This is a genomic window from Polyangium jinanense (assembly GCF_028435265.1).
Lineage (GTDB): Bacteria > Myxococcota_A > Polyangia > Polyangiales > Polyangiaceae > Polyangium > Polyangium jinanense.
Map to the genome: position 1 here is coordinate 35,815 of NZ_JAGTJK010000028.1, position 19,323 is coordinate 55,137.

Annotated in this window: 14 protein-coding genes; 5 read left to right on the plus strand and 9 right to left on the minus strand. The window is 69.1% G+C overall.

Annotated features, from left to right (window positions below; genetic code table 11):
- Positions 1–76: 76 nt before the first annotated feature.
- Entirely contained in the window at positions 77–1,426 is a 1,350-nt protein-coding gene (locus tag KEG38_RS35415; protein ID WP_272424767.1) for a pectin acetylesterase-family hydrolase, read from the minus strand.
- 176 nt (positions 1,427–1,602) lie between these two features.
- On the opposite strand from KEG38_RS35415, the gene KEG38_RS35420 reads away from it, so the two are divergent.
- From KEG38_RS35420 to KEG38_RS35430, 3 genes are all read left to right on the plus strand, one after another.
- Positions 1,603–3,309: a hypothetical protein gene (locus KEG38_RS35420; RefSeq protein ID WP_272424769.1), complete on the plus strand. Its 1,707-nt coding sequence runs from the start codon at positions 1,603–1,605 to the stop codon at positions 3,307–3,309.
- A complete protein-coding gene (locus tag KEG38_RS35425) occupies positions 3,306–5,414 on the plus strand; it encodes an SWIM zinc finger family protein (RefSeq protein WP_272424772.1) in 2,109 nt (702 codons plus the stop codon). The genes KEG38_RS35420 and KEG38_RS35425 overlap by 4 nt, the downstream gene beginning before the upstream one ends.
- Positions 5,415–5,769: 355 nt before the next feature.
- Positions 5,770–7,491, plus strand: a complete 1,722-nt coding sequence (locus tag KEG38_RS35430) for a reverse transcriptase family protein (protein WP_272424774.1) — start codon at positions 5,770–5,772, stop codon at positions 7,489–7,491.
- A gap of 357 nt (positions 7,492–7,848) precedes the next feature.
- Here the strand turns inward: KEG38_RS35430 and KEG38_RS35435 are convergent, their stop codons facing one another.
- A complete protein-coding gene (locus tag KEG38_RS35435; protein ID WP_272424776.1) occupies positions 7,849–9,474 on the minus strand; it encodes a L,D-transpeptidase in 1,626 nt (541 codons plus the stop codon).
- Between the two features lie 157 nt (positions 9,475–9,631).
- On the opposite strand from KEG38_RS35435, the gene KEG38_RS35440 reads away from it, so the two are divergent.
- Together KEG38_RS35440 and KEG38_RS35445 are read left to right on the plus strand one after the other, a co-directional pair.
- A complete protein-coding gene (locus tag KEG38_RS35440; protein ID WP_272424777.1) occupies positions 9,632–11,101 on the plus strand; it encodes a hypothetical protein in 1,470 nt (489 codons plus the stop codon).
- Positions 11,102–11,110: 9 nt separating this feature from the next.
- A complete protein-coding gene (locus KEG38_RS35445) occupies positions 11,111–12,247 on the plus strand; it encodes an acyl-CoA dehydrogenase family protein (protein WP_272424779.1) in 1,137 nt (378 codons plus the stop codon).
- A 52-nt stretch (positions 12,248–12,299) separates the two neighbouring features.
- Here the strand turns inward: KEG38_RS35445 and KEG38_RS35450 are convergent, their stop codons facing one another.
- The 7 genes from KEG38_RS35450 to hxsC4 all read right to left on the minus strand — a co-directional run bounded on the left by KEG38_RS35450 (position 12,300) and on the right by hxsC4 (position 19,255).
- Positions 12,300–12,464 carry a hypothetical protein gene (locus KEG38_RS35450; protein ID WP_272424780.1) on the minus strand — a complete coding sequence of 55 codons (165 nt, stop codon included), beginning with the start codon at positions 12,462–12,464 and terminating at the stop codon, positions 12,300–12,302.
- Between the two features lie 52 nt (positions 12,465–12,516).
- Positions 12,517–13,272 (minus strand): AgmX/PglI C-terminal domain-containing protein, encoded by a 756-nt coding sequence (locus tag KEG38_RS35455; RefSeq protein ID WP_272424782.1) that lies wholly within the window; start codon positions 13,270–13,272, stop codon positions 12,517–12,519.
- Entirely contained in the window at positions 13,269–14,396 is a 1,128-nt protein-coding gene (locus tag KEG38_RS35460) for an acyl-CoA dehydrogenase family protein (RefSeq protein ID WP_272424784.1), read from the minus strand. The genes KEG38_RS35455 and KEG38_RS35460 overlap by 4 nt, the downstream gene beginning before the upstream one ends.
- A 35-nt stretch (positions 14,397–14,431) precedes the next feature.
- Entirely contained in the window at positions 14,432–15,430 is a 999-nt protein-coding gene (locus tag KEG38_RS35465; RefSeq protein WP_272424786.1) for a tetratricopeptide repeat protein, read from the minus strand.
- Between the two features lie 7 nt (positions 15,431–15,437).
- Complete coding sequence (locus tag KEG38_RS35470; protein WP_272424788.1) at positions 15,438–17,168, minus strand: serine/threonine-protein kinase; 1,731 nt, start codon at positions 17,166–17,168, stop codon at positions 15,438–15,440.
- Positions 17,169–17,220: 52 nt separating this feature from the next.
- Positions 17,221–18,072, minus strand: a complete 852-nt coding sequence (locus KEG38_RS35475) for a sensor histidine kinase (RefSeq protein ID WP_272424790.1) — start codon at positions 18,070–18,072, stop codon at positions 17,221–17,223.
- Between the two features lie 145 nt (positions 18,073–18,217).
- The gene (gene hxsC4, locus KEG38_RS35480) at positions 18,218–19,255 is read right to left on the minus strand and encodes a radical SAM protein HxsC4 (protein WP_272424792.1); all 1,038 of its coding nucleotides are present in this window, start codon (positions 19,253–19,255) and stop codon (positions 18,218–18,220) included.
- Positions 19,256–19,323 lie beyond the last annotated feature (68 nt).

Sequence of the window (19,323 nt, forward strand, 5' to 3'; positions counted from 1 at the left end):
GAACATAGTCCAGGGGGCCGTCACTGGCACCCGGAAAATTCGGTAAGAGCGGAAAGTTGCTCCGTGTGCCGTTTCGTTACGGGCCGATGTGGGTGGCATCCGCGCCGTCGACGATGCCCTTTACCCAGCCGGTCAACGCCGTACCATCCACGTTGGTGTTGTAATAACCATTGCCGCCGAGGTAGGTGTGGGTCGTCGCGCTCACGAAATAGCTGCTCCACGCGGGCGATTGCTTGAGGAAGCTCTCGCGGATCTCCTCGAGGCCCGCCGTGTATTCGGCGCCGCTGAGCGACGACGGGAAGAGGCCGTCGATGTTCTGGCAGTCGTTTTTCCCGTAGCCATAGAATTGCGAGATCGTGCCGTCCTTGTCGGACGAGACGAGCCCGAGCGAGGCGTCGGGGTATTTCTGGCCAAGGAGCTTCCAGGCATTGGCGAGGCCGCCGCCGTTCGGGAGCGTGCATTCGACGCAGTCGGCGGGCAGCGTGTCCGCGAAGTTGTAGAGCTCGCGCCAGCGCTGCTGCAGGCAGGGCGACATGTAGGTGTCGCCCATCGGGGGGCCCGAGTCGTCGATCAGCGCGACGGGCGTGGGGCAGAATGCCTGCGCCACGCGATCGTAATTGTAGAATGCGCCGAACCCGCCCGCGCTCACGCCCGTGAGCAGGACCTCGGTCACGCCCTTGAACGTGGGGATGATGCGCTTCAGGTAATGGCCGATGTTCGCGTACCCGACGAACTGCTGGCCCTTCGGGGAGAGGCCGCCCGGCACGTCGGCGTCCGGGGCATTGCCGGCGTGCACGTCGCCCGTGCAATAGGGGACGTAGACGAAGCTCCAGTCCTTGACGGCGTTCGCGGCGTTCGACGTGCTGAAGATGCCGTTGTTGCCGCCGTTGTTTTTCCAGTTGTTGAAGTTGTTCTCCCCGAAGGAGCTCGGGTTGAGGTTGCACGTGGTGCCGTTGAAGCACGCGCCGCCGCCCTCGAGGAAGATGACGAGCTTCGTCGATTCCGGGTTGATGCGGACGCCGAAGCCGGTGGAGCTGCCGCCCCGGCATTTCGCCTCGGGGACCGGCACCCACGTCCATTGCCCGGCCTGGGCCTCCACGGGCGCGCCGTCGAACGGCCCCTCGGGCGCGCACGCCGGACCGCCGCCGCCGGAGCCGCCCGATCCGCCGTTTCCGCCGGCACCGGCGCCGCCCGAGCCGCCGATTCCACCGGCCCCACCCGTGCCGCCCATTCCTCCGGCGCTCCCGCCGCCATCACCCCCGGCGCCGCCGGAGCCGCCCGAGCCGCCCACCGACGTGCCGCTGCTCGAGCCTGTCGGGTTGTTGAAGAGTGGATCGGTATCGCCCCCGCTGCCGCAGCCGGCTGCGGTGAGGAGCGAGACGAGGGGAATGGCAAGCGTCCCAGGCGAGAATCGAAGCGCTCTCATGAAGACACCGTAAAGGATCGGTCGCGCGCGCTCAACGCGGATCGTGGACGAACCGTTCGGGTGGAAGATTGGAAGCGGGGGTGGAAATGGTCGGGGGCTTTGGGGGGGTCGTTGCGGCGCGAAGGCCGTGCCCCTTGACCGCGCGCGTCCGACTTGCCTATCGTTTCGGCCCTCGCATGGCGAACGCGCGCACGCGGACCGGATCGAACCTTCTCCTCGACGAATACTGGGAGGCGGGCGACGACCGTTACGTCGACGAGGTCCTCTCGCTCACGGCCGGCAAGAAGCTCAAATCCCTCGCCGATCGATGGTTGAAGGACAGCCGGCCGTTCGCGCGACGCACGCTCGTCGCGTACATCGCCGACGGCTGCGACAGGCCGCACCATCGGCCGCTCGTGAAGAGCCTCTTCAAGCTCGCCGAGAAGGCGCATGACGACGAGCTCGTCGGTCACTTCATGGTCGCCTTCGACCGGCTCGTGGAGCGCAAGCTCGTGGAGAAGTCGCGCTACGATTGGTCGAGCCGGCAGTCGCTGAAGGTGCGCACGCTCGTGGGCACGGGCAAACACCCGGCCCGCTTCTGGGGCCGCAACGACAGCGCGCCGCACTTCTCGAAGGCCACGCGCGACTACCTACGCCGTCGCGTGCTTCGCTACTTCCGCGACATCGGGCGCAAGGATCCCGTCCGGTACGGCGAGGCGATCCGCAAGGCGCTCGTGCTCTACCGCGACGATCACCTGGACAAACCCGAGCGTCTGCTCGACGCCTGGAGCTTGCTCCACGTGCTCTACCACGGCTCGCCCGTGCTCGATCGGCACCCCGATGGCATCCGCGTGGCGAAGGGCCATTCGCTCGCGGAGCTCGAACCCGCGCCGCTCTGGCCCGAGGCGTGGAAGGGCTCGTTCGAGGACGTGCTCGCGCTTGTGACGACCGCGAAGAGCCGCACGGTGCGCGTGTTCGCGGTGCAGATCCTCAAGGCGTGGTACCCGCGCGAGCTCGGCACGCTGACGATGTCGCGCCTGCGCCCGCTCATCGCGAGCCCGAACGAGGAAGTGCAGGTCTTCGCGGCCGATCTCCTGCGCACGGCCGAGGGCATTTCGAGCCTCTCCGTGGCCGAGTGGCTGGAGCTGCTCCAGATCGACAACCCCACGGCGCTCGGTTTCCTCTGTGAAGCCATCAAGAAGCACGTCTCGCCGGCGCGGCTCACGCTTGATCAGTGCGTGGACCTCGCGTGCTCGCCGATCGCGCCCGTCGCCGAGCTCGGGCTCGACTGGGCCATGACCAAGAAGACGGCCGGGATCAAGACCATCGAGTCGGTCCTGCGGCTCGCTTCGGCGCGCGCGCCGCGCGTGCGCGAGGCCGCGGCGAAGTGGGTCGTGTCGATCCTTTCGACCTCCAAGGAAACGCGCATGACGCACGTCCGGGATCTCGTGGACGCGCGGTACGACGACGTGCGGCGCGAGGCCCTCCAGCTCTTCGAGCGCGACGTGCGCTTCAAGGACGATCCGGCGCTCTGGTCGGCGCTCGCGGAGAGCCCGTACGACGACGTGCGCGCGTTTTTGCTCGCGCACCTCGTGCAGCGCGAGAAGGCGCTCGGGCCGGCGACGCTCGAGCGGATCTGGGCGACGACGATCCTCGCGGTGCACCGCGGTTCGAAGCAGAAGCGCACGGCGCTCTCGCAGATCGCGGCGCGCATCGTTTCGCACCCCACCGAGGCCGAGCCGCTCGTGGGGCTCTTCGGGTATGCGCTGCGCAGCGTGCGTCCGCCGGAGCGGCGTGCGGCGCTCGCGGCCGTCTCGCGCGCGGCTTTCCAGGCTCCCGCGCTTCGCAGCGCGATCGGGCGCAAGTTGCCGGAGCTCTCGCTCTTCCAGGAGGAGAGGGCGTGAACGTCGATCTCCGTTATCTGGGCAAGAGCTCTGTGCTCGGGGCGGCGCAGAGCCTGCTCGTGCGTTTTTCCCCGAACCTCGCGCGGCCGAAGACCTTCTTCGACGCGGAGCTCAAGGACGCGATCCGCTTCCGCGAGGCCATGAGCGCGCTGCACGACGTGGTCGTCGGCGACCTCAAGTTCCGCAAGAAGGACAAGACCGCGTACCAGGCGTGGAAGAAGGCCGAGGAAGAGCGCGAGGCCGAGATCAAGGCGCAGCTCTTCGATCAGGCGAAGCGGGCCGAGCTCGCGCGCCTTGCGAAGGAGCCGATCCCGCCGAACCTCGATTCTGATTTCCGCAAGATGCATCGCCTCTACTGGGACGCGCGCGTCAAGTGGGCGAACGAGCTCGCGCGGAACGATCCCGAGCTCTTCCGCCACCTCGTGCCGTGTGACCCGGTCGTCACCGTCGCGCCGGACGTGGTCTTCTTCGAGTGTTTTTCCAAGGACGAGTCGAGCTACGGCTGTTTGTCCGTGGACCGCGACTCGTTCGTGGGCTCGCAGGAGGCGGGGCTCGGCACGACGAACGTCGACTACTCGATCGCGCTCTACGAGCACTTCCAGACGCTACGGAGCTACCGGAAGACGCGCCTCTCCGTGGATCCGGCCGGCTTCGACGTGAAGGTCGAGGGCATGGCGGACTACCGCGAGGAGAAGATCGATCTGCCGCCCTCGTGGCTGCGTGGATTCGGTCAGATCCAGGCCTCGACGTGCTTGCCGAGCCGCCGCGTGGATCTGCCCGTCGAGGTCGTGTACGCGATCCTCGCGCACCTGAAGCGCCATCGTGAGAAGAGCGGGCCGCGCAGCATCCGGTTCGTGCTCACGCCGGGCAAGGCGCCGAAGATCATCCTCGATCCGTGGGGGATCGAGATTCAGTCGCGCGGCCCCGTGTACGACGGCGGGCTCGAGATTGGCGGCCATGGCGCGGGCGGCAAGCTCGGCCCGTATCGCTCGGCGCCCGTGGGGCGCGAGATCTCCGAGGAGGTCAAGATCTGGGGCCGGCGGCGGCTTTTCGCGCTCGCCCGCGTCCTGCCGCTCACGGAGCGCGTCGAGGTGCGGCTGCTCGGATCGGGTTTGCCGAGCATCTGGATCGCGCACATGGGCGACATGCGGCTCGTGCTCGCGCTGAGCGGTTGGACCACCAACGATTGGACGAGCGGCTCGGGGCTCGATCTGCTCGCGGGCGCGTGGGAGCCGGATGCGCGCACGATGGTGCAGGCCGATCGGTTCCTCCAGAACGAACAACGCGCGACCTTGCCCGCGATCGCCGCGGCGACGGGCGCGTCCGAGGAGAGCCTCGTGCCCGCGCTGCATCAGCTCGCGAAGCGTGGGCAGCTCATCTATGACCACGCCGATCGCGTGTATCGCTACCGGCAGGTCATGCCCGCCGTGCTGAGCGAGGCGCTCATCGGGCCGGAGCACCCGGAGCTCGTCGAGGGGCGCGCGATGGCCCGGGGCAACGCGGTGACGATCGATCGCGACGAGCTGCTTTCGGACGGCCGGCGCGCGGTCGTCGGCAAGGCGAAGGGCACGGGCTGCGAGGCGATCTTCGACGAGGATCTCGCCATCAAGAAGGCGAAGTGCTCGTGCTCGTACTTCTACAAGAGCGGGCTCCGCGCCGGGCCTTGCCGGCATCTGCTCGCGCTCAAGATGGTGCTCTCGAGCCGCGCGCTGCCGCAGGCGCCGAAGCCCGAGCCTGCGCCCGAGCCGGCGAAGGCGTCGAAGTGGTCGTCGGGCGAGAGTTTTCCGATTCCGCGCCAGATCCTCGACGACATCCGCAAGACCGCGAACCGGAAGAACACCACGGTTTCGCGGGTGCTGGAGCAGGCATGGGACGTGGCCATGCCGCGGATTCAGGCGGAGCGATCGTGGACCACGGCGCTCGCGCTCGCGGACGTCACGCTCGCGCGTTTGCTCGCCACCCGTACGCCGGCGGATGCCGTGGAGGAGCGGCTTGCGCTGCCGCCTGACGTGCTCGCCGAGGTGAAGCGCGTCGCGGATCGGTTCCGTGCCGAGCGTGCATCCGTCCTCTGTCTGGCCTGGCTTCTTGGTAGGAAATCGTTGTAGGAATGGTCTTGTCGTCTCGTTCGACGCGCTCGCGTCCAGCCTTGCAAGGAGGTCCGTCCGCCCGAGCCCACCATGCTGCGGCGTTCCGCCGTGGCGGAGTTCGTTCCCCCATGCGTCCCCGCGCCCGATGTTCTTTTGGCCCTAAAGCCCCCTACCAGCATCCACTCAGCGGACCCTTGGGTCTGGATGCCGGTAGGGGGCCTAGGGCCTCGGTGATCGGACGTGGTCCTAGGCGAGTAGTCGGGCGGACGGGCTTCCTTGGAGGGCTGGACGGCGTGTCGAACGGTGCATCAGGGATCGCTCGTCCGAGCGCTCGGGCGACGCGCGTCGCAACCTCGATCTAGCGGGAGTTGCCGTGGGCTTCTGGGACAAAGTCAAGTCCTTCATCGGCACCGGCAAACCCGGCGAGGGCGAGCCCGGGAAAAACGAGCAGGGCGACAAACCGCAGGCGGGGGCGTCGACGTCAGCGAAGACGTCCTCGACCTTGACGACGAGCGGCGCGGGCGGGAAAAACCCGGCGGTCGCGACGTTCACGGCGAGCCCTGCGCCGGCGGCGGCGGCGGCGACGCCCGACAAGAAGAAGAAGGACAAACCGAAGCCGAAGGACCCGTACGAGACGTCGGGGATCCTTGGTTTGTCGGCGGACGAGATGCGCAAGCGCGCGCTCAAGATCAACCCGTACCAGACGGCGTGGATCGGGCGCGTGGATACGATCCCGCCGCAGAGCGACGAGCGCACGGCGTTGATCGATCGGGGCCTCATTCTGCGCGGCTTGCTCACGGAGCAGCAGCTCGAGGAGATCCACCGCGTCGGGGATCTTTGGCTCAAGCACCACGAGGCCGCGAGCATGGCGACCGTCGTGGCCCGCAAGAAGGCGGACGCGGCGATCGAGGAGCTTCGCCGCCAGAAGGCCGAGCGCAAGGCGGAGAAGAAGCGGCTCGCGGCCGAGCGGAAGAAGAAACACGCGGAGGCGGTCGCCAAGCGTCGCGCCGAGGACATCATCTTCCTCGGGCGTGGCGTGTCCGGCAGCCTCGGTGATCGGCGCGCGAACGTCGAGTCGCTGCGGAAGCAGGGGTTGCCCTTGTTGTCGACGCCGGCGGAGGTCGCGAAGGCGCTTTCCGTGCCGATCCCGCGGCTGCGCTGGCTCTGCTACCACAACGACGCGGTCGAGAAGCCGCATTACGTGTACTTCGAGGTGCCGAAGCGTTCGGGCGGCATGCGTCTGCTCTCGGCGCCGCACGAGGCGCTCTCGAAGGCGCAGCAGTGGATCCTTCAGAATGTGCTCGCGAAGCTCTCGGTGGAGGGCGAGGCGCATGGGTTCGTGAAGGGGCGATCCACGGTGACGAATGCGCGGGCGCATCTTGGCCGCGGGACCGTGGTGAACCTCGACCTCTCGGACTTCTTTCCGACCATCACGTTTGGCCGTGTGCGTGGGCTCTTCGAGTCGATCGGGTACTCGCCTGCGGTGGCCACGATTTTTGCGCTGATCTGCACGGAGTCGCCGCGGCGGAAGGTCGTCTATGACGGCACGACGTACTGGGTGGCGGTGGGCGAACGGGGTTTGCCGCAGGGTGCGTGCACGAGTCCGGCGATCTCGAATCTGGTTGCGCGCAAGCTCGATCGGCGGCTTTCAGGCATGACGCGCAAGATGGGCTGGACGTACACGCGGTATGCGGACGACCTCACGTTCTCGGCGGAGAACGAGCTCGTGGATGATGGCAAGGGTGGCCAGAAGAAGGGCCGGAGTGACCTTGGGATCCTGCTCGCGCGGGTGCGGCACATCGTGCAGGAGGAGGGGTTTGCCATCAACCCGAAGAAGGGCCGGGTGCAGCATGCGGGAGGGCGGCAGGAGGTCACGGGCATCGTCGTGAACGACAAGCTCGGGATGCCGCGCGAGGAGGTCCGCAAGCTCCGCGCGATCCTGCACGCCGCCAAGAAGACCGGGCTCGCCGCGCAGAACCGCGAGAACATCCCGCATTTCGAGGCGTACCTGCAGGGGAAGATCGCCTACCTCAACATGGTCGACCCCGAGCGAGCGATGCAACTCGCGAAGGCGTTCCTCGAAATTCCCCGCTGAGGCCGCCGCGCCGGGGCGCTGCCCCGGGCCCCGCGGGTGCTGTTCGCCCCTCGACCCGAACCAGGGCAAGCCCTGGACCGTTCGTGGAAGAACTGCGCATCGCGCAGTTCTTCCAACAGGCCGGTGGCAAGACCATGGAGGTGCGTTTCACGCTGGCGGCGGGGACGTTGCCAGTTGAATCCTCGGCGCCGCGGTCTTGGCAGGCAGGGTCGTCGTTGGTCTTGACCTGGCCTGTTCGATGAACTGCGCGTTGCGCAGTTCATCGACCCCGGGTCCAGCGCTTGCGCTGGTCCAGGTCCAGGGGCGGATAGCCCCTGGTCGGGTCCGGGGTGAAACCCCGGCGCAACGCTGCCAGCGCTACCGCCGAATCCGCACGATCGTGCTCTGACCGAACTCCCTCACGGCGCGCATGCCGTGCCAGCCTTCGGGGACGTCGGGGTCGGTCCAGTCGAAGACCCACTTGGCGTCGATGGGCGCGAGGTTCACGCAGCCGCCGCTCTTCGGCTCGCCCCAGGCGTCGTGCCAGTAGGCGCCGTGCAGTGCATGCGGGCCGCTGAAGTTCAGGACCCAGTTCACCTCGGAATGCACGAAGTTCTCGTCGGAGCTCGACACCATCGTGGCTGTGCGGAACTTCCCGTCCACGCGGAAGAGGCCGACCGGGGTGGAGGCTGTCTTCAGCGGCTCGATGCCTGGGTACGGGACGCCGCCGCGGCCTGGGGAGATCATCGTCGCGTAGACCGGGCGCAGACCTTCGTAGGCGACGAGTGTGCCGTTCAGGACGCGCACGTCGACCCATTTGCTCTTGTTTGGGTCCTTGTCGGCCAGCCAGGGCGCTTCGGTGACGGCTTCGACGATCTGCGCGTCCTCGGCGAGCACGTAGATGCCGCTTTCCTTCGTCTCGACGAATGCTTTGCCGTCTTGCTCGACGCGCACGCCTGTGAGACCGATCCAGCCGAGGCGCGGGAACGTCTCGTCGGTCTTTGCGAGCTTGCCGTCTTCGCCGCGCTTCCATTTGGGGCGTGGTCTCTGGCGGAAGAAGGCGAGCGGCAGCTTCACGTCGTCGCCGAGCGAGATGCCGTGGAATGTCGAGCGCGGGTAGGGCTTGATGCGGTCCTTCGGGATGATCGCTTGGTCGGCTGTGAGGACGAAGGTTCGGCCGCCGGACTCGAAGGCGCGTACGAACGCGATCGTCGAACCGAGCTGGACGAACTTGCGGTTTTCCCGGACGAGGGGGCCGAAGGGCAGAAGCTCGGGCGGGCCCTCGCCGGAGGGGGCGAGGTCGACGCCGACGAGGGACTTGTCGATGGCGGCGATCGCGGCCGTGTCGCCCGCGGCGGCGCGTGCTTTTTCGACGTTGGCCTCGTGTTTTACGAGGTCCCATTCCGCCTCGCGTTGCTCGGCGCGCGTCGGGATGTGGTCATAACGCGGAGCGCCAATGGATTCGCCGTACTGGTAGGGCCAGGGCGAGCTCACGTCGGCTGCGTCGCGACGCAGGATGACGATGGCTGGGTCTTTTTCGTCGACCGTCGCCGTTGCGCCTGCGCAGACGTAGCCGCGTGGCTCGACGGCGTACCAGGCGTCGCAGCCGGCATAACCTGGGATCCGCGCGGCTTCGACGCTGCTGCCTTTGAGCGGCGCGGAGCTGCCGAGCGCGAGGTATCCGATCCAGGCGTGACTCGCCCCGGGCTGGGGGTGGATCCAGGCGAAACGTCCCTTCGACCAGATGCGCGGCTTCGCGGGCACGGGCGCGGACGCGGGCGCGGGCGCTTCTGCGGGTGCGGCGGCGGCGGCCGCGGACGCTGCGGGCGGCGCGGCGGCGGGCGGCGCCGGGGGCATGAGCTCTGCGGCGGGGCTCGGGCTGGGTGTGGCCTCGGTTTTTGCGCTCGTGCAGCCCGTGAGCGTGGCGAGGGCGAGGACGGCGAGGCTCGCACATGACGCACCGGGGACGAACGCGGAGGGCCTGGGAGCAGGGGCGCGAGGCATGGCGGGGAGCGGAGGGACCGCTTTCGACTCCCCAGTTACGCGTTTGACGCCCGGTGTGCAAAACATTTAACCTGACGAAGGCCTCTGCGCGGGAAGGAAGAGCCATTTTCGGCTTCCACGCGCGGGCCGGTTCGTGTCGTCGAGGAGGCGCCGTCCGATGAGCTTGGGGCACCGTTACCATGGGCGGATCGTCTTGATCGGATCGTTCGTCGCGGCGTTGTTCGCGGCGTGCGCGCAGGGCAATCACATCGATCCGAGCGGCGGCGCCGGCGCGGGCGCGGGCGGCGAGGGCGGTGGGGGCATTCCGCCGGGTCAGATCGGCGGCCCTTGCGACGACGACACGCCTTGCGAGCAGGGGGACTGCACGGTCGTCGGCGCGAACAAGTACTGCACCGTGCCGTGTCCGCCCGGCTGCCCTGCGGGGACGTACTGCGCGATCATCAACGGCGACTCGATCTGCGTGCCCGATCTCGGCAACCAGTGCTTGCCGTGCATGACGAAGCTGCAATGCCCGAACCCCTCGGATGCGTGCTTGATCGCGCCCGCGGGGGATCGCTTCTGCGCGCAGGATTGCACGACCGACGGCCAGTGTCCGAACGGCTTCACGTGCCTGGAGGGCGCGAAGTATCCGCCGAAGCCGGGCGACGGCGAGATGCCGGACGCGGGGCCTCCGGACGACGCGGGCGATGCGGGCGATGCGGGCGACGGCGGTCTGGACGCGGGGCCGCCCAAGCCTCCGCAGGGGCAGGCCTACAAGTTCTGCGTGCCAAACTTGCCGTTCTCGTGTCCGTGCAGCGAAAAACGCGACGGGGTCGAGAAGGACTGCGCGAACTCGAACGAGTACGGCACGTGCTCGGGCGTCGAGACGTGCAACGGCGAGTCGGGCGACTTCGAGGGATGCACGGCGAAGGTCCCCGCGGCCGAGACGTGCAACGCTTCCGACGACGACTGCGACGGCATGAGCGACGAAGGCGATCCGAACGCGCTCTGCAGCGCGGAGGGGCCGGTGCCGCCGCACGCGTCGTGGGCGTGCACGCCGCAAGGCTCGTGCGAGCTCGGGCCGTGCGAGCCGGGCTGGGCGAGCTATCCGCCGGGCCCGATCGCGAACGGCTGCTCGTGCCCGACCGAGATGGGCGAACCGAACGACCTCTGCGCGAACGCGACGCCCGCCGGTAGCGTGAGCGACACCAGCGGGAGCAGCATCACGATCACGGGCTCGCTCGGCGGCGCGAGCGACGTCGACGTGTGGTCGTTCGACACGATCGACACGAATGAGCTGACCACGAACTCGTACCACGTGAGCATCGATTTCGTGGCGCCGATGCCGAACGACGAGTTCGTGGTCGACGTGATCCGCGGCGACATGTGCACGGACACGCCGTCGGGTGGCGCCGTGGGGATCACGTCGTACGACTGGTGCGTCGACGGGAAATCGGCAGACGGCCTCCAGGGCGAGGTGCCTTGCGCGAACGACGGCACGCAGCCCGTGCACTGCAACAACAACGGGACGAAGTACTACGTGCGCGTCTACCGCAAGCTCGGCGCCACGGGGACGTGCACGCAGTACAGCTTGCTCGTGACCGCGCAGGGCGGCGATCCTTGCGATTTCACGCAGAAGTGCCAGTAACGCGGACCCATGGACCTCGAGCCTAACGAGACCGAGGCGCTCGTCCAGCGCACGGCGCGGGACTACGCCGAGCGCGTGATCCGGCCCGTCGCGGCCGATCTCGACCGAGACAAAGACATCCCACGCGAGATCCTGCGAGGCCTCGCCGAGCTCGGCCTGATGGGCGTGAACGTGCCCGCGGCCCTCGGCGGCGCCGAGGCGGGCGTGGTTGCGTATGCGCTGGCGATGATGGAGATCGCGCGCGCGTGCGCCTCCACGGCCGTGACGATGAGCGTGACGAACATGGTCGCGGAGGTGATCGCGCGGTTCGGCACGGAGGCGCAGCGCGAGAAGCACGTGCCGAAGATCTGCGCGGGCGAGTACGCGGCCGGATCGTTCGCGCTGAGCGAGCCGGAGGCGGGAAGTGACCCGGGCTCGATGCGGACCGTGGCCGAGCGGACCGAGGACGGCTGGGTGCTGCGCGGGCAAAAGCAGTGGATCACGAACGGCGCGTGGGCCGGTGTGTTCGTGGTCTGGGCGCGCACGGGCGGGACGGGGACGCGTGGGCTTTCGGCGTTCCTCGTGGAGGGCGGGACGCCGGGGCTCCGGTGCGGTCGGCCCGAGGACAAACTCGGGCTGCGCGCGTCGAACACGGTGCCGCTCGAGCTCGACGACTGCAAGGTGCCGGCGGACGCGCTGCTCGGCAGCGAGGGCGAGGGTTTCAAGATTGCGATGATGGCGCTCGACGGTGGGCGCATCGGGATCGCGTCGCAGGCCGTGGGCATCGCGACGGCGGCGCTCGAGGAGGCCACCGCGTACGCGCGGGAGCGCAAGCAGTTCGGCCGGTCGATCGGCGACTACGAGGCGATCCAGTGGTCGCTCGCGGATTGCCGGACGGAGCTCGAAGCGGCGCGGGCGCTCACGCTACGCGCGGCGTGGCTCAAGGAGAAGGGGCGCACGTTCTCGGCCGAGGCGGCGATGGCGAAGCTCTACGCGAGCGAAGCGGCGAACCGGATCTGCCAGCGAGCGCTGCAGATCCACGGCGGCTACGGCTACGTGCGCGACTTCGCGGTGGAGCGGCACCTGCGCGACGCGCGTGTGACGACGATTTACGAGGGGACGAGCGAGATCCAGCGCATCGTGATTGCCCGGAGCGCGACGCGCTGAGAGGCGGAGCGGCTGGAGGCGAACCCGTTGGAGCGCCAACGGGTTCGTCTGGTCAAACGAAGATGCGGGTCACGAGGAAGACGACGACCGCGATCACGGCTCCGAGGAGCAGCGTGTAGAGCAGGACGCGTTTCAGGATGGCGCGGAGCTTGTTCTTGAGGAGCGTCTTGACGAGCTTCCAGAGGAGGCCGAGGACTTCACGGATGAGCTTCCACACGCGGAGATCCTAGCGCGACCCTTCGATCCGCGCCCCTCGACCGAACACTTCTTCACTCCGCGACGAGGGACACCTTGCCGGCGTAACTTCCAGGCGACGGGAAGCTCATGCCGCGCAGCGCGTCGACGACACACGTGGCCGCGGCGTCGCCCTTGGGATCGGCGCTCGAGACGCCGACGGCGAGGGGTTTTCCATCGGTGTCGAGGTACATCGTGGCTGTGATCGGGCCCGCGCCCTGGCTCGCGCGGCACGTCGCGAGCGCTTGTTTGGCCTTCGGCAGCTCCTTGCCCAGGCGATCGGGCCCGAGCGCGACGGGCGGGCGCTCGTCGGCGCTCGGATCGAAGGCGAAGCCGCCCTCGGCGAGGCCTTCCTTGCCACCCACGGGAGAAGGCCAGCTCGCGCTGCGCAGCGCGCCCAGCATGCACGACTCGGTCTCGCGATCGCCGAGCGTCGACTCCTTGAGGTACGCGACGGTGGCCGTTCCGCCCTGCGCGATCCGCAGCGCGAACTTGATCTCGCCGCCCATGAAGGGGATGCGGCGGACGCCGTTGTGGAAGCAGGCGCTGAGCTTGTCCGAGGTGCGCTGCAGGGTCGACTGCACCTTGTCCTGATCGAGCGCGCCGATCTCGGCTTCGAAGTTGGCGCCGCCGTTTCCGCCGCTCGTCGAGGAGTCCACGCCGCCCGTGTCCGGCGGCTTGTTCGCCGTCACCTCGCCACCGCAGCCCGCGAGCGAGGCGAGCGCCGCGAGCGCGGCGACGAGGGCCCGAGGAGAACCAAACCCAAGGCTGATTTCGTTGCTCTTCATCATCCCTTCAACATGGTTTGCGCGATGATCGATCGCTGCGTTCCGCTGCTCTCCTCGACGAGCTCGGTGGTGCGCGCGTCGCGGAAGTGACGTCCAAGGCCCTCGCTCGCGCCTCCGCCGCGCGCGCCGAGGATGTCCATGGCTCGGTGCGCGACGCGGGTCGACATTTCGGAGGCGAAGAGTTTTCCGATGGATCGCTCGGCCGAGGAAGGCGCGCCGCGATCCGCGAGGTGCGCGGCGCGAAGGACGAGCAGGCGCGCGACCTCGATGTCGACGGCCATGTCGGCGAGCTGCGCCTGCATGCCGAGGAGGCCGGGCGTCTTCAAGCGGTCCTGCGTGCGCTTCACGTGCGCCGCCGCCTTCTCGAAGGCCGCGCGCGCGATGCCGATGGCCTCCGCCGCGACGGCGATGCGCGCGTCTTCGAGTGCCGCCGTGGCGATCGATGCGCCTTCACCCGCCGCGCCGATCACCTCGGCCGCATCCACACGAACGCCGCGCGCGCGCAGCAAGGCCGCGCCTGCCGCGCGCCGACCCACGAAGGCCTCCGCGGGCTCGATCGTGAGGCCCGGGGCGCTCTTCGGGACGAGCAGCGCGACGAGGCGAGGATCGTTCGGGGCGCGGTTCGTCGCGGCGAACACGAGAAACACGTCGGCTGCGGGACCGAGGATCACGGGGCCGGTCTCGCCGTCGAGGACGAAGCCGCCGGCGGCGCTGGGCTCGGCGAAGAGGGTCGTGCCCTCCGCGGGATCGGGGATCGCGGCCGCGCCGAGCGAGGCGCCGCGCGCGAGCAGGGCGAGGTACTTCTGTTTTTGATCGTCGCTTCCCGCGCGGAGGAGCGTGCGCGCCACGAGCGCCACGTGTGTCCCCACGATCGCGGCCGAGCTCGCACACGCCGCGGCGATCTCCTCGATCGCGAGCGAAAGCGAGACGAAGTCGCCGCCCGAGCCGCCGTACGCGGAGGGGATCGTGAGGCCGAGCAGGCCCGCGTCGCCGAGGCGACGCGCGTGGCCTTCGGGGAGGCGCGCGTCGTGATCGATCTCGGCGGCTCGCGGCGCGAGCTCACGCGTGGCGAACGCGCGCGTGGCTTCCTGGAAACGCTTTTGCTCTTCGGTGAGGTCGAAGTCCATGGCAGATGGGGGAAACGGGTCCTGTCGGTTCGGGCTCAGAACGTGCCCAGGATCGAGGCGCCTCCGCTGCGTGGTCCGAACGAAGGGACGAGCCACGCGCGTGGCGCCTCGGGGCCGGGCTCTTTCGCCGGGGAGCGCGAGACGAAAAACAACACGACGCCCGCGGCGAGGGCTGCGCCGCCCACGCCGATGCCGATCGTCGAGACGAGGGCCTTCGTCTGCGCGCCCTCGATGAGGGCGAATCCCTCGGGGTTGCACTTCTTTTGAGGGCAAAGCGGATCGGCCTTGCCCACGTCGCTCGACGCGAGCCCGCCGAACACCGCGCCGAGGCCGAGCGCGAGGGCGCCCACGCCCCCCGCGACGAATGCCGCCGTGCGCAGGCCGTTCGCGCTGGATGCGGGGGGAGGCGTCTCGACCTTCTCGACGCTCTTTTCCTCCGGAGCCGCCGCGAGCGCAGGCACCGAGACCGTCTTCAGGTCGGCGTCCTTGCCCACGACGATCTTCGTGGACCAGGGCAAAAACCCGGGCGCGGTCGCTTCGATCGTGTGCTCGCCGGGATCGACGGGGATGGGGTCGCCGAGGAGCGTGGCCCCGAGGGGCTCGCCGTTGCGCTTGATCACGAGGCCCGCCGTGGGTTCGGCCGCCGTCTCGATGCGCAGGCGCGAGAGCTTGGGGGCGAGTTTTCCCGCGAACTCTTCGGCGATCTTCAGGCGATCGGTGTCGCCCGTGGCGTGGGCCAAGGTCGCGGCTTCCTTGTAGCGCGCCCACGCCGTGGCGGTGCGTCCGAGCTGCTCGTTGCAGAGCGCCAGGTTGAGGAGCGCGCCGACCGAGGGATCGAGCCGCGCGCTCTCCTCGAACTTGGGGCACGCCTCCGCGGGTTTGCCCTGGTCCATGAGCTCGCGGCCGCGAAGAAAGGCCGCCTCGGCGATGGCCTTGTTGTCCCCGCTCTGCGCGGCCGCAGGGCCGGGCGCGAGCGTGAGCGCCGCCGCGAGCGTGAGCGCGGCGGCGAGGATCCGCAGGCGGGCGCGGGGCATCGGCGAGCTAGCGGCGATTGAAAGCGTTTTTTGCATCTTTCTTCGTCGTGCTCGTCGGGGCCACCGTCGCCTTGCTCGTGGGCTTCGGGCCAGGCGATGGCGCCGCGGGCGCGGTCGCTACCGCGGACGCGGCCATCGCCGGCGACGCGGAGGCCGAAGGGATCGGCGGGGCCGTGGATTCGGGGGTCACCGTGGGCGCGGTGGACGTCGGCGTAGCCGCGCTCGTGGGCGCGGGGGGCGCAGGGACTTCCTGGGGCGCGCCGGTCGCGATCGGCGTCGTGGAAGACGCTTCGACGCTCGATCGGAACAGGAAGACGAGCACGCCGCCGAGGACGCCGATGAGCGCGCCGAGGCCGAGCGCGACGAACAGGAACGAGCGACCACCATCGGACGGCGTCCGCGTCCGCGCGGCACTGGCGAACGCGGCAGCCGCGTGAGCGCTGCGCGGACCCGTGTAGAGGTCGGCCTCGATGCGGCTGAGGTCGGGCTCGATCACGTCGAGCGACGGCGTTTGTCCGAGCGTGATGATGCTCGGTCCGGTCGTCGTCGTGGCCGATGACGGGAGCTCCGGCGAGGACGCGATCTGCACCGGCAGCGGCATCGTCTTGTGCGCGGTCTGCGTGGCGACCTCGGCGGGCGACGGGGCGGAGGACAGGGTCGAGCTGACGGCCGCGTTGCGTCGCCCCGTGTTGCCGAGCGGCACCGTGCTCGGGCCCTCGGCCCATTCGGTCGACGCGCGCGCGTCGGCAGGCGCGAACGCCGGCAAGGTCGGCTGGGAAGGCTGTCGCGACGGCAGCTCGGGCGTCGGCAGGCCGGCCATGCGCGTGATCCGCTCCAGCGTGCTCTGCGAGCGCGGCGGCGCGTAGGGCGCGAGCGCGACGGCGAACTCGCCGATCGACGGGTACCTTCGGTTCTTGTCGCGCTCGTAGGCGCGCTCGATCCGCGCGGCGAGATCCGCCGGGAGCTCCGGCCGAAACTGACGCAGAGGACGCGGCGTGCCGGTGAGCACCTCGGCGCAGAGGTTGGGCAACGTCTCCGCGTAAAACGGCTGCGTGCCCGCGAGCAGTTCGAAGAGCGTGATGCCGAGCGAGTAGATGTCGGTGCGGTGATCGACGCCGCGCGTCTCCTGCATCTGCTCGGGCGACATGTAGAGCGCCGAGCCCATCGCCGTCGCCGTGCGCGTGAGCGCGTGATCGCCCGGCGCGTTCTTCATCTTCGAGATGCCGAAGTCGAGCAGCTTCACGAGCGGCGAGCCGTCGGGGCGGCTCGCGAGGAAGAGGTTCGCGGGCTTCAGATCGCGGTGCACGATGCCGTGCGCGTGCGCCTCGGCGATGGCCTCGCAGGCCTGCAGGACGTAGTCGATCGCGTCGGGCACCGAGAGGACGCCGTCCTTGAGCTGCCGCGCGAGATCCCGGCCATCGAGGAACTCCATGACCATGTACGGCGCGCCGTTCTCGAGCGTGGCCACGTCGAGGACGCGGGCGACGTGCTCGCTCTTGATCTTCACGGCGGCGCGCGCCTCGCGCTGGAAGCGCGCCGAGGCCTCGGGATGCTGCGCGTACTCGGGCAGGAGGAATTTCAGCGCGACCCGCTCGTCGAGCGCGACGTGCCGGGCCTCGACCACGTACCCCATGCCGCCTTGCCCGAGGACACGCTCGACGCGGTACTTCTGGGCGAGGAGGGTGCCCGGTGCGACGGCGGTGGCCGACGAGCCAATGGGAGACGCATGCGACGTCACGGACCTGGGTGCATGATGGCGCCCACGGCCGTCCGACGGCAAGGACGTTCTCTCACGTGCACAGCGGGAGATCGAAGCGCACGGCCGTCCCCTTGCCGAGCTCGCTCTCGATCTCGATGTCCCCGCCCACGGCCTCGATGAGACTCTTGACGACGGAGAGCCCGAGGCCCGTACCTTTGCCCGAAGGTTTCGTGGTGAAATAGGTCTCGAAGACACGCGCGAGGATCTCGGGCGCGATGCCCGTCCCCGCGTCCTCGACGAGGCAGTGCGCGCGCCCCGTCTCGCGATTCTCGCTCACCTCGATGCGGATGAGCCGGCCCTCCGGCGGCTGCTCCATCACGGCGTCCGCGGCGTTCGTCACGAGGTTGACGAAGATCTGTTCGAGCTTCGTGCGGCTCATGGCCACACGCACGGGCGAAGGCGGCGCCTGCGTCATGATGCTGACGCGCTTCGTGCGACCCGAGACGTGGAGCATCGAGAGGACGTCGGCGATCACGGTCGTCACGTCGAGGACCTCGTGCCGATCCTGGCTCGGCGTGCCGAGGTGCAGGAGGTTTCGCGCGTGTTCGGCCAGGTGCGCGACGCCACGGTCGAGGGCCACGAGATCGTCGGGCTCCGGCAGCTTCCCGGCGTCGGCGCGCATGCGGATGAAGGTCGCGGTGTGGGTCAGGACCGCGGCGACGTTGTTGAGCTCGTGCCCGACGCTCGCGGCGATGGTGCCGAGCGTGGCGAGCCTGTCGGCCTGGAGCAGGCGCGCGCGCGTGCGTTCGAGCTCCTCGACGAGCCACTTGCGGTGCGCCTCGGGATCTTGCGAGAGCGGCGGCACGTCGCTCTTGCGGCTCGCGACGACCACGCTCGAAGGGCCGACGCTGTGCGGGCCTGCGTGCGAGGCGCTCTGGAACATCGGACGTGGGGGTGAGGGAGCCGGGAGGGGGGGCCCGGCAGGATGCTCTACATGCGCTGCCTGCGCTCTCGCCCCGTCGCCACGTCCATCGCTCTTGCCGTCGCTCATGCCTGCTCGGGCGATGGTAACACGTTCTACCCTGTGATCACCGAGCGTTTGGGGCGCCGAGGATCGGCTCGAACTCGTCCCAGCCGTACCGCTTGAGGTAGTTGCGCCAGACACCCTCGCATTGCGGCCCGTATTTGCACGTTCCGCACGCCTCGCGTTTGTCCCGCTGGGCCTCGTCGAGATCTTGCCGCGTGACGAGGACGAGCCCCCGGCCGCGTCCGTCCCCGGCCCGCTCGGGCGCGCGCGCAGCATCGAGGTTCGCCTGAGCGCCGAGGTCGAAGTGCTGGTACTTCTCGACGTAGCCGCGGTTGAAATCGGCGACGCCCTCCGTCGTGCAGAGCGGGATGTCCACGAGGAACGCCATCGGCCGCCGCTCGCCGACGTCCGCGAGGAAGCGCCGGAACGCGGCGGCGATGTCCGTGTAGCGCGGGAAGATCTGCTCGAAATACGTGTCGGCGCGGCCGTTCGCCTGCATCACGTTGAAGACGACCTGGTCGACGCCCGCCTGCCGCAGGAAGCGGTAGATGTCGAGCATGTGCGGGAGGTTCCGGTCCGTGATCACCGTCGAGGTGTGCAGCTCGACGCCGAAGCGCTTGAGCTTCGTGATCGAGGCGAGGCCGGCGGCGGTCTGCTCGAAGCTGTCAGGCGTGCGCGTGAGGCCTTCGTGGAGCTTCTTCGTGTGGCCGTGGATCGAGACGTAGAACCGGTTCATCCCGGCCTTCGCGAGCAGCGCGGCGTACGGCAGGTGCGAGAGGCGCCGGCCGTTCGTCATCACGCTGATCTTGCGGTAACCGAGGCCCTTGGCCATCGACACGAGCTCGGGCAGCTCGGGGCGTGTCGTGGGTTCGCCGGAGGTGAAGCAGACCTCCTCGGCGCCCTGGTTCTGCTCGAGGATCCACCGCACGCGCTCGGTGGTCATGGCCGAGTTGTTGACGTAGCGGCCGTCGCGATCTTCCTCCATGCAGAAGACGCAGTTGTTGTTGCAGACGGCGCCGATGGAGACGTGGATGCGCGGTTCGCGTGTGGAGAGCCGCTCCGCGATGGTCGGCTCGGCAGCGTTGGCTCCGTCGGACAAGCGTCGGCCTCGGGGAAAAGCGTCTTCCACCGAGCGGCGCGCGTCAACCGCTACCGCTTCCGGATAGA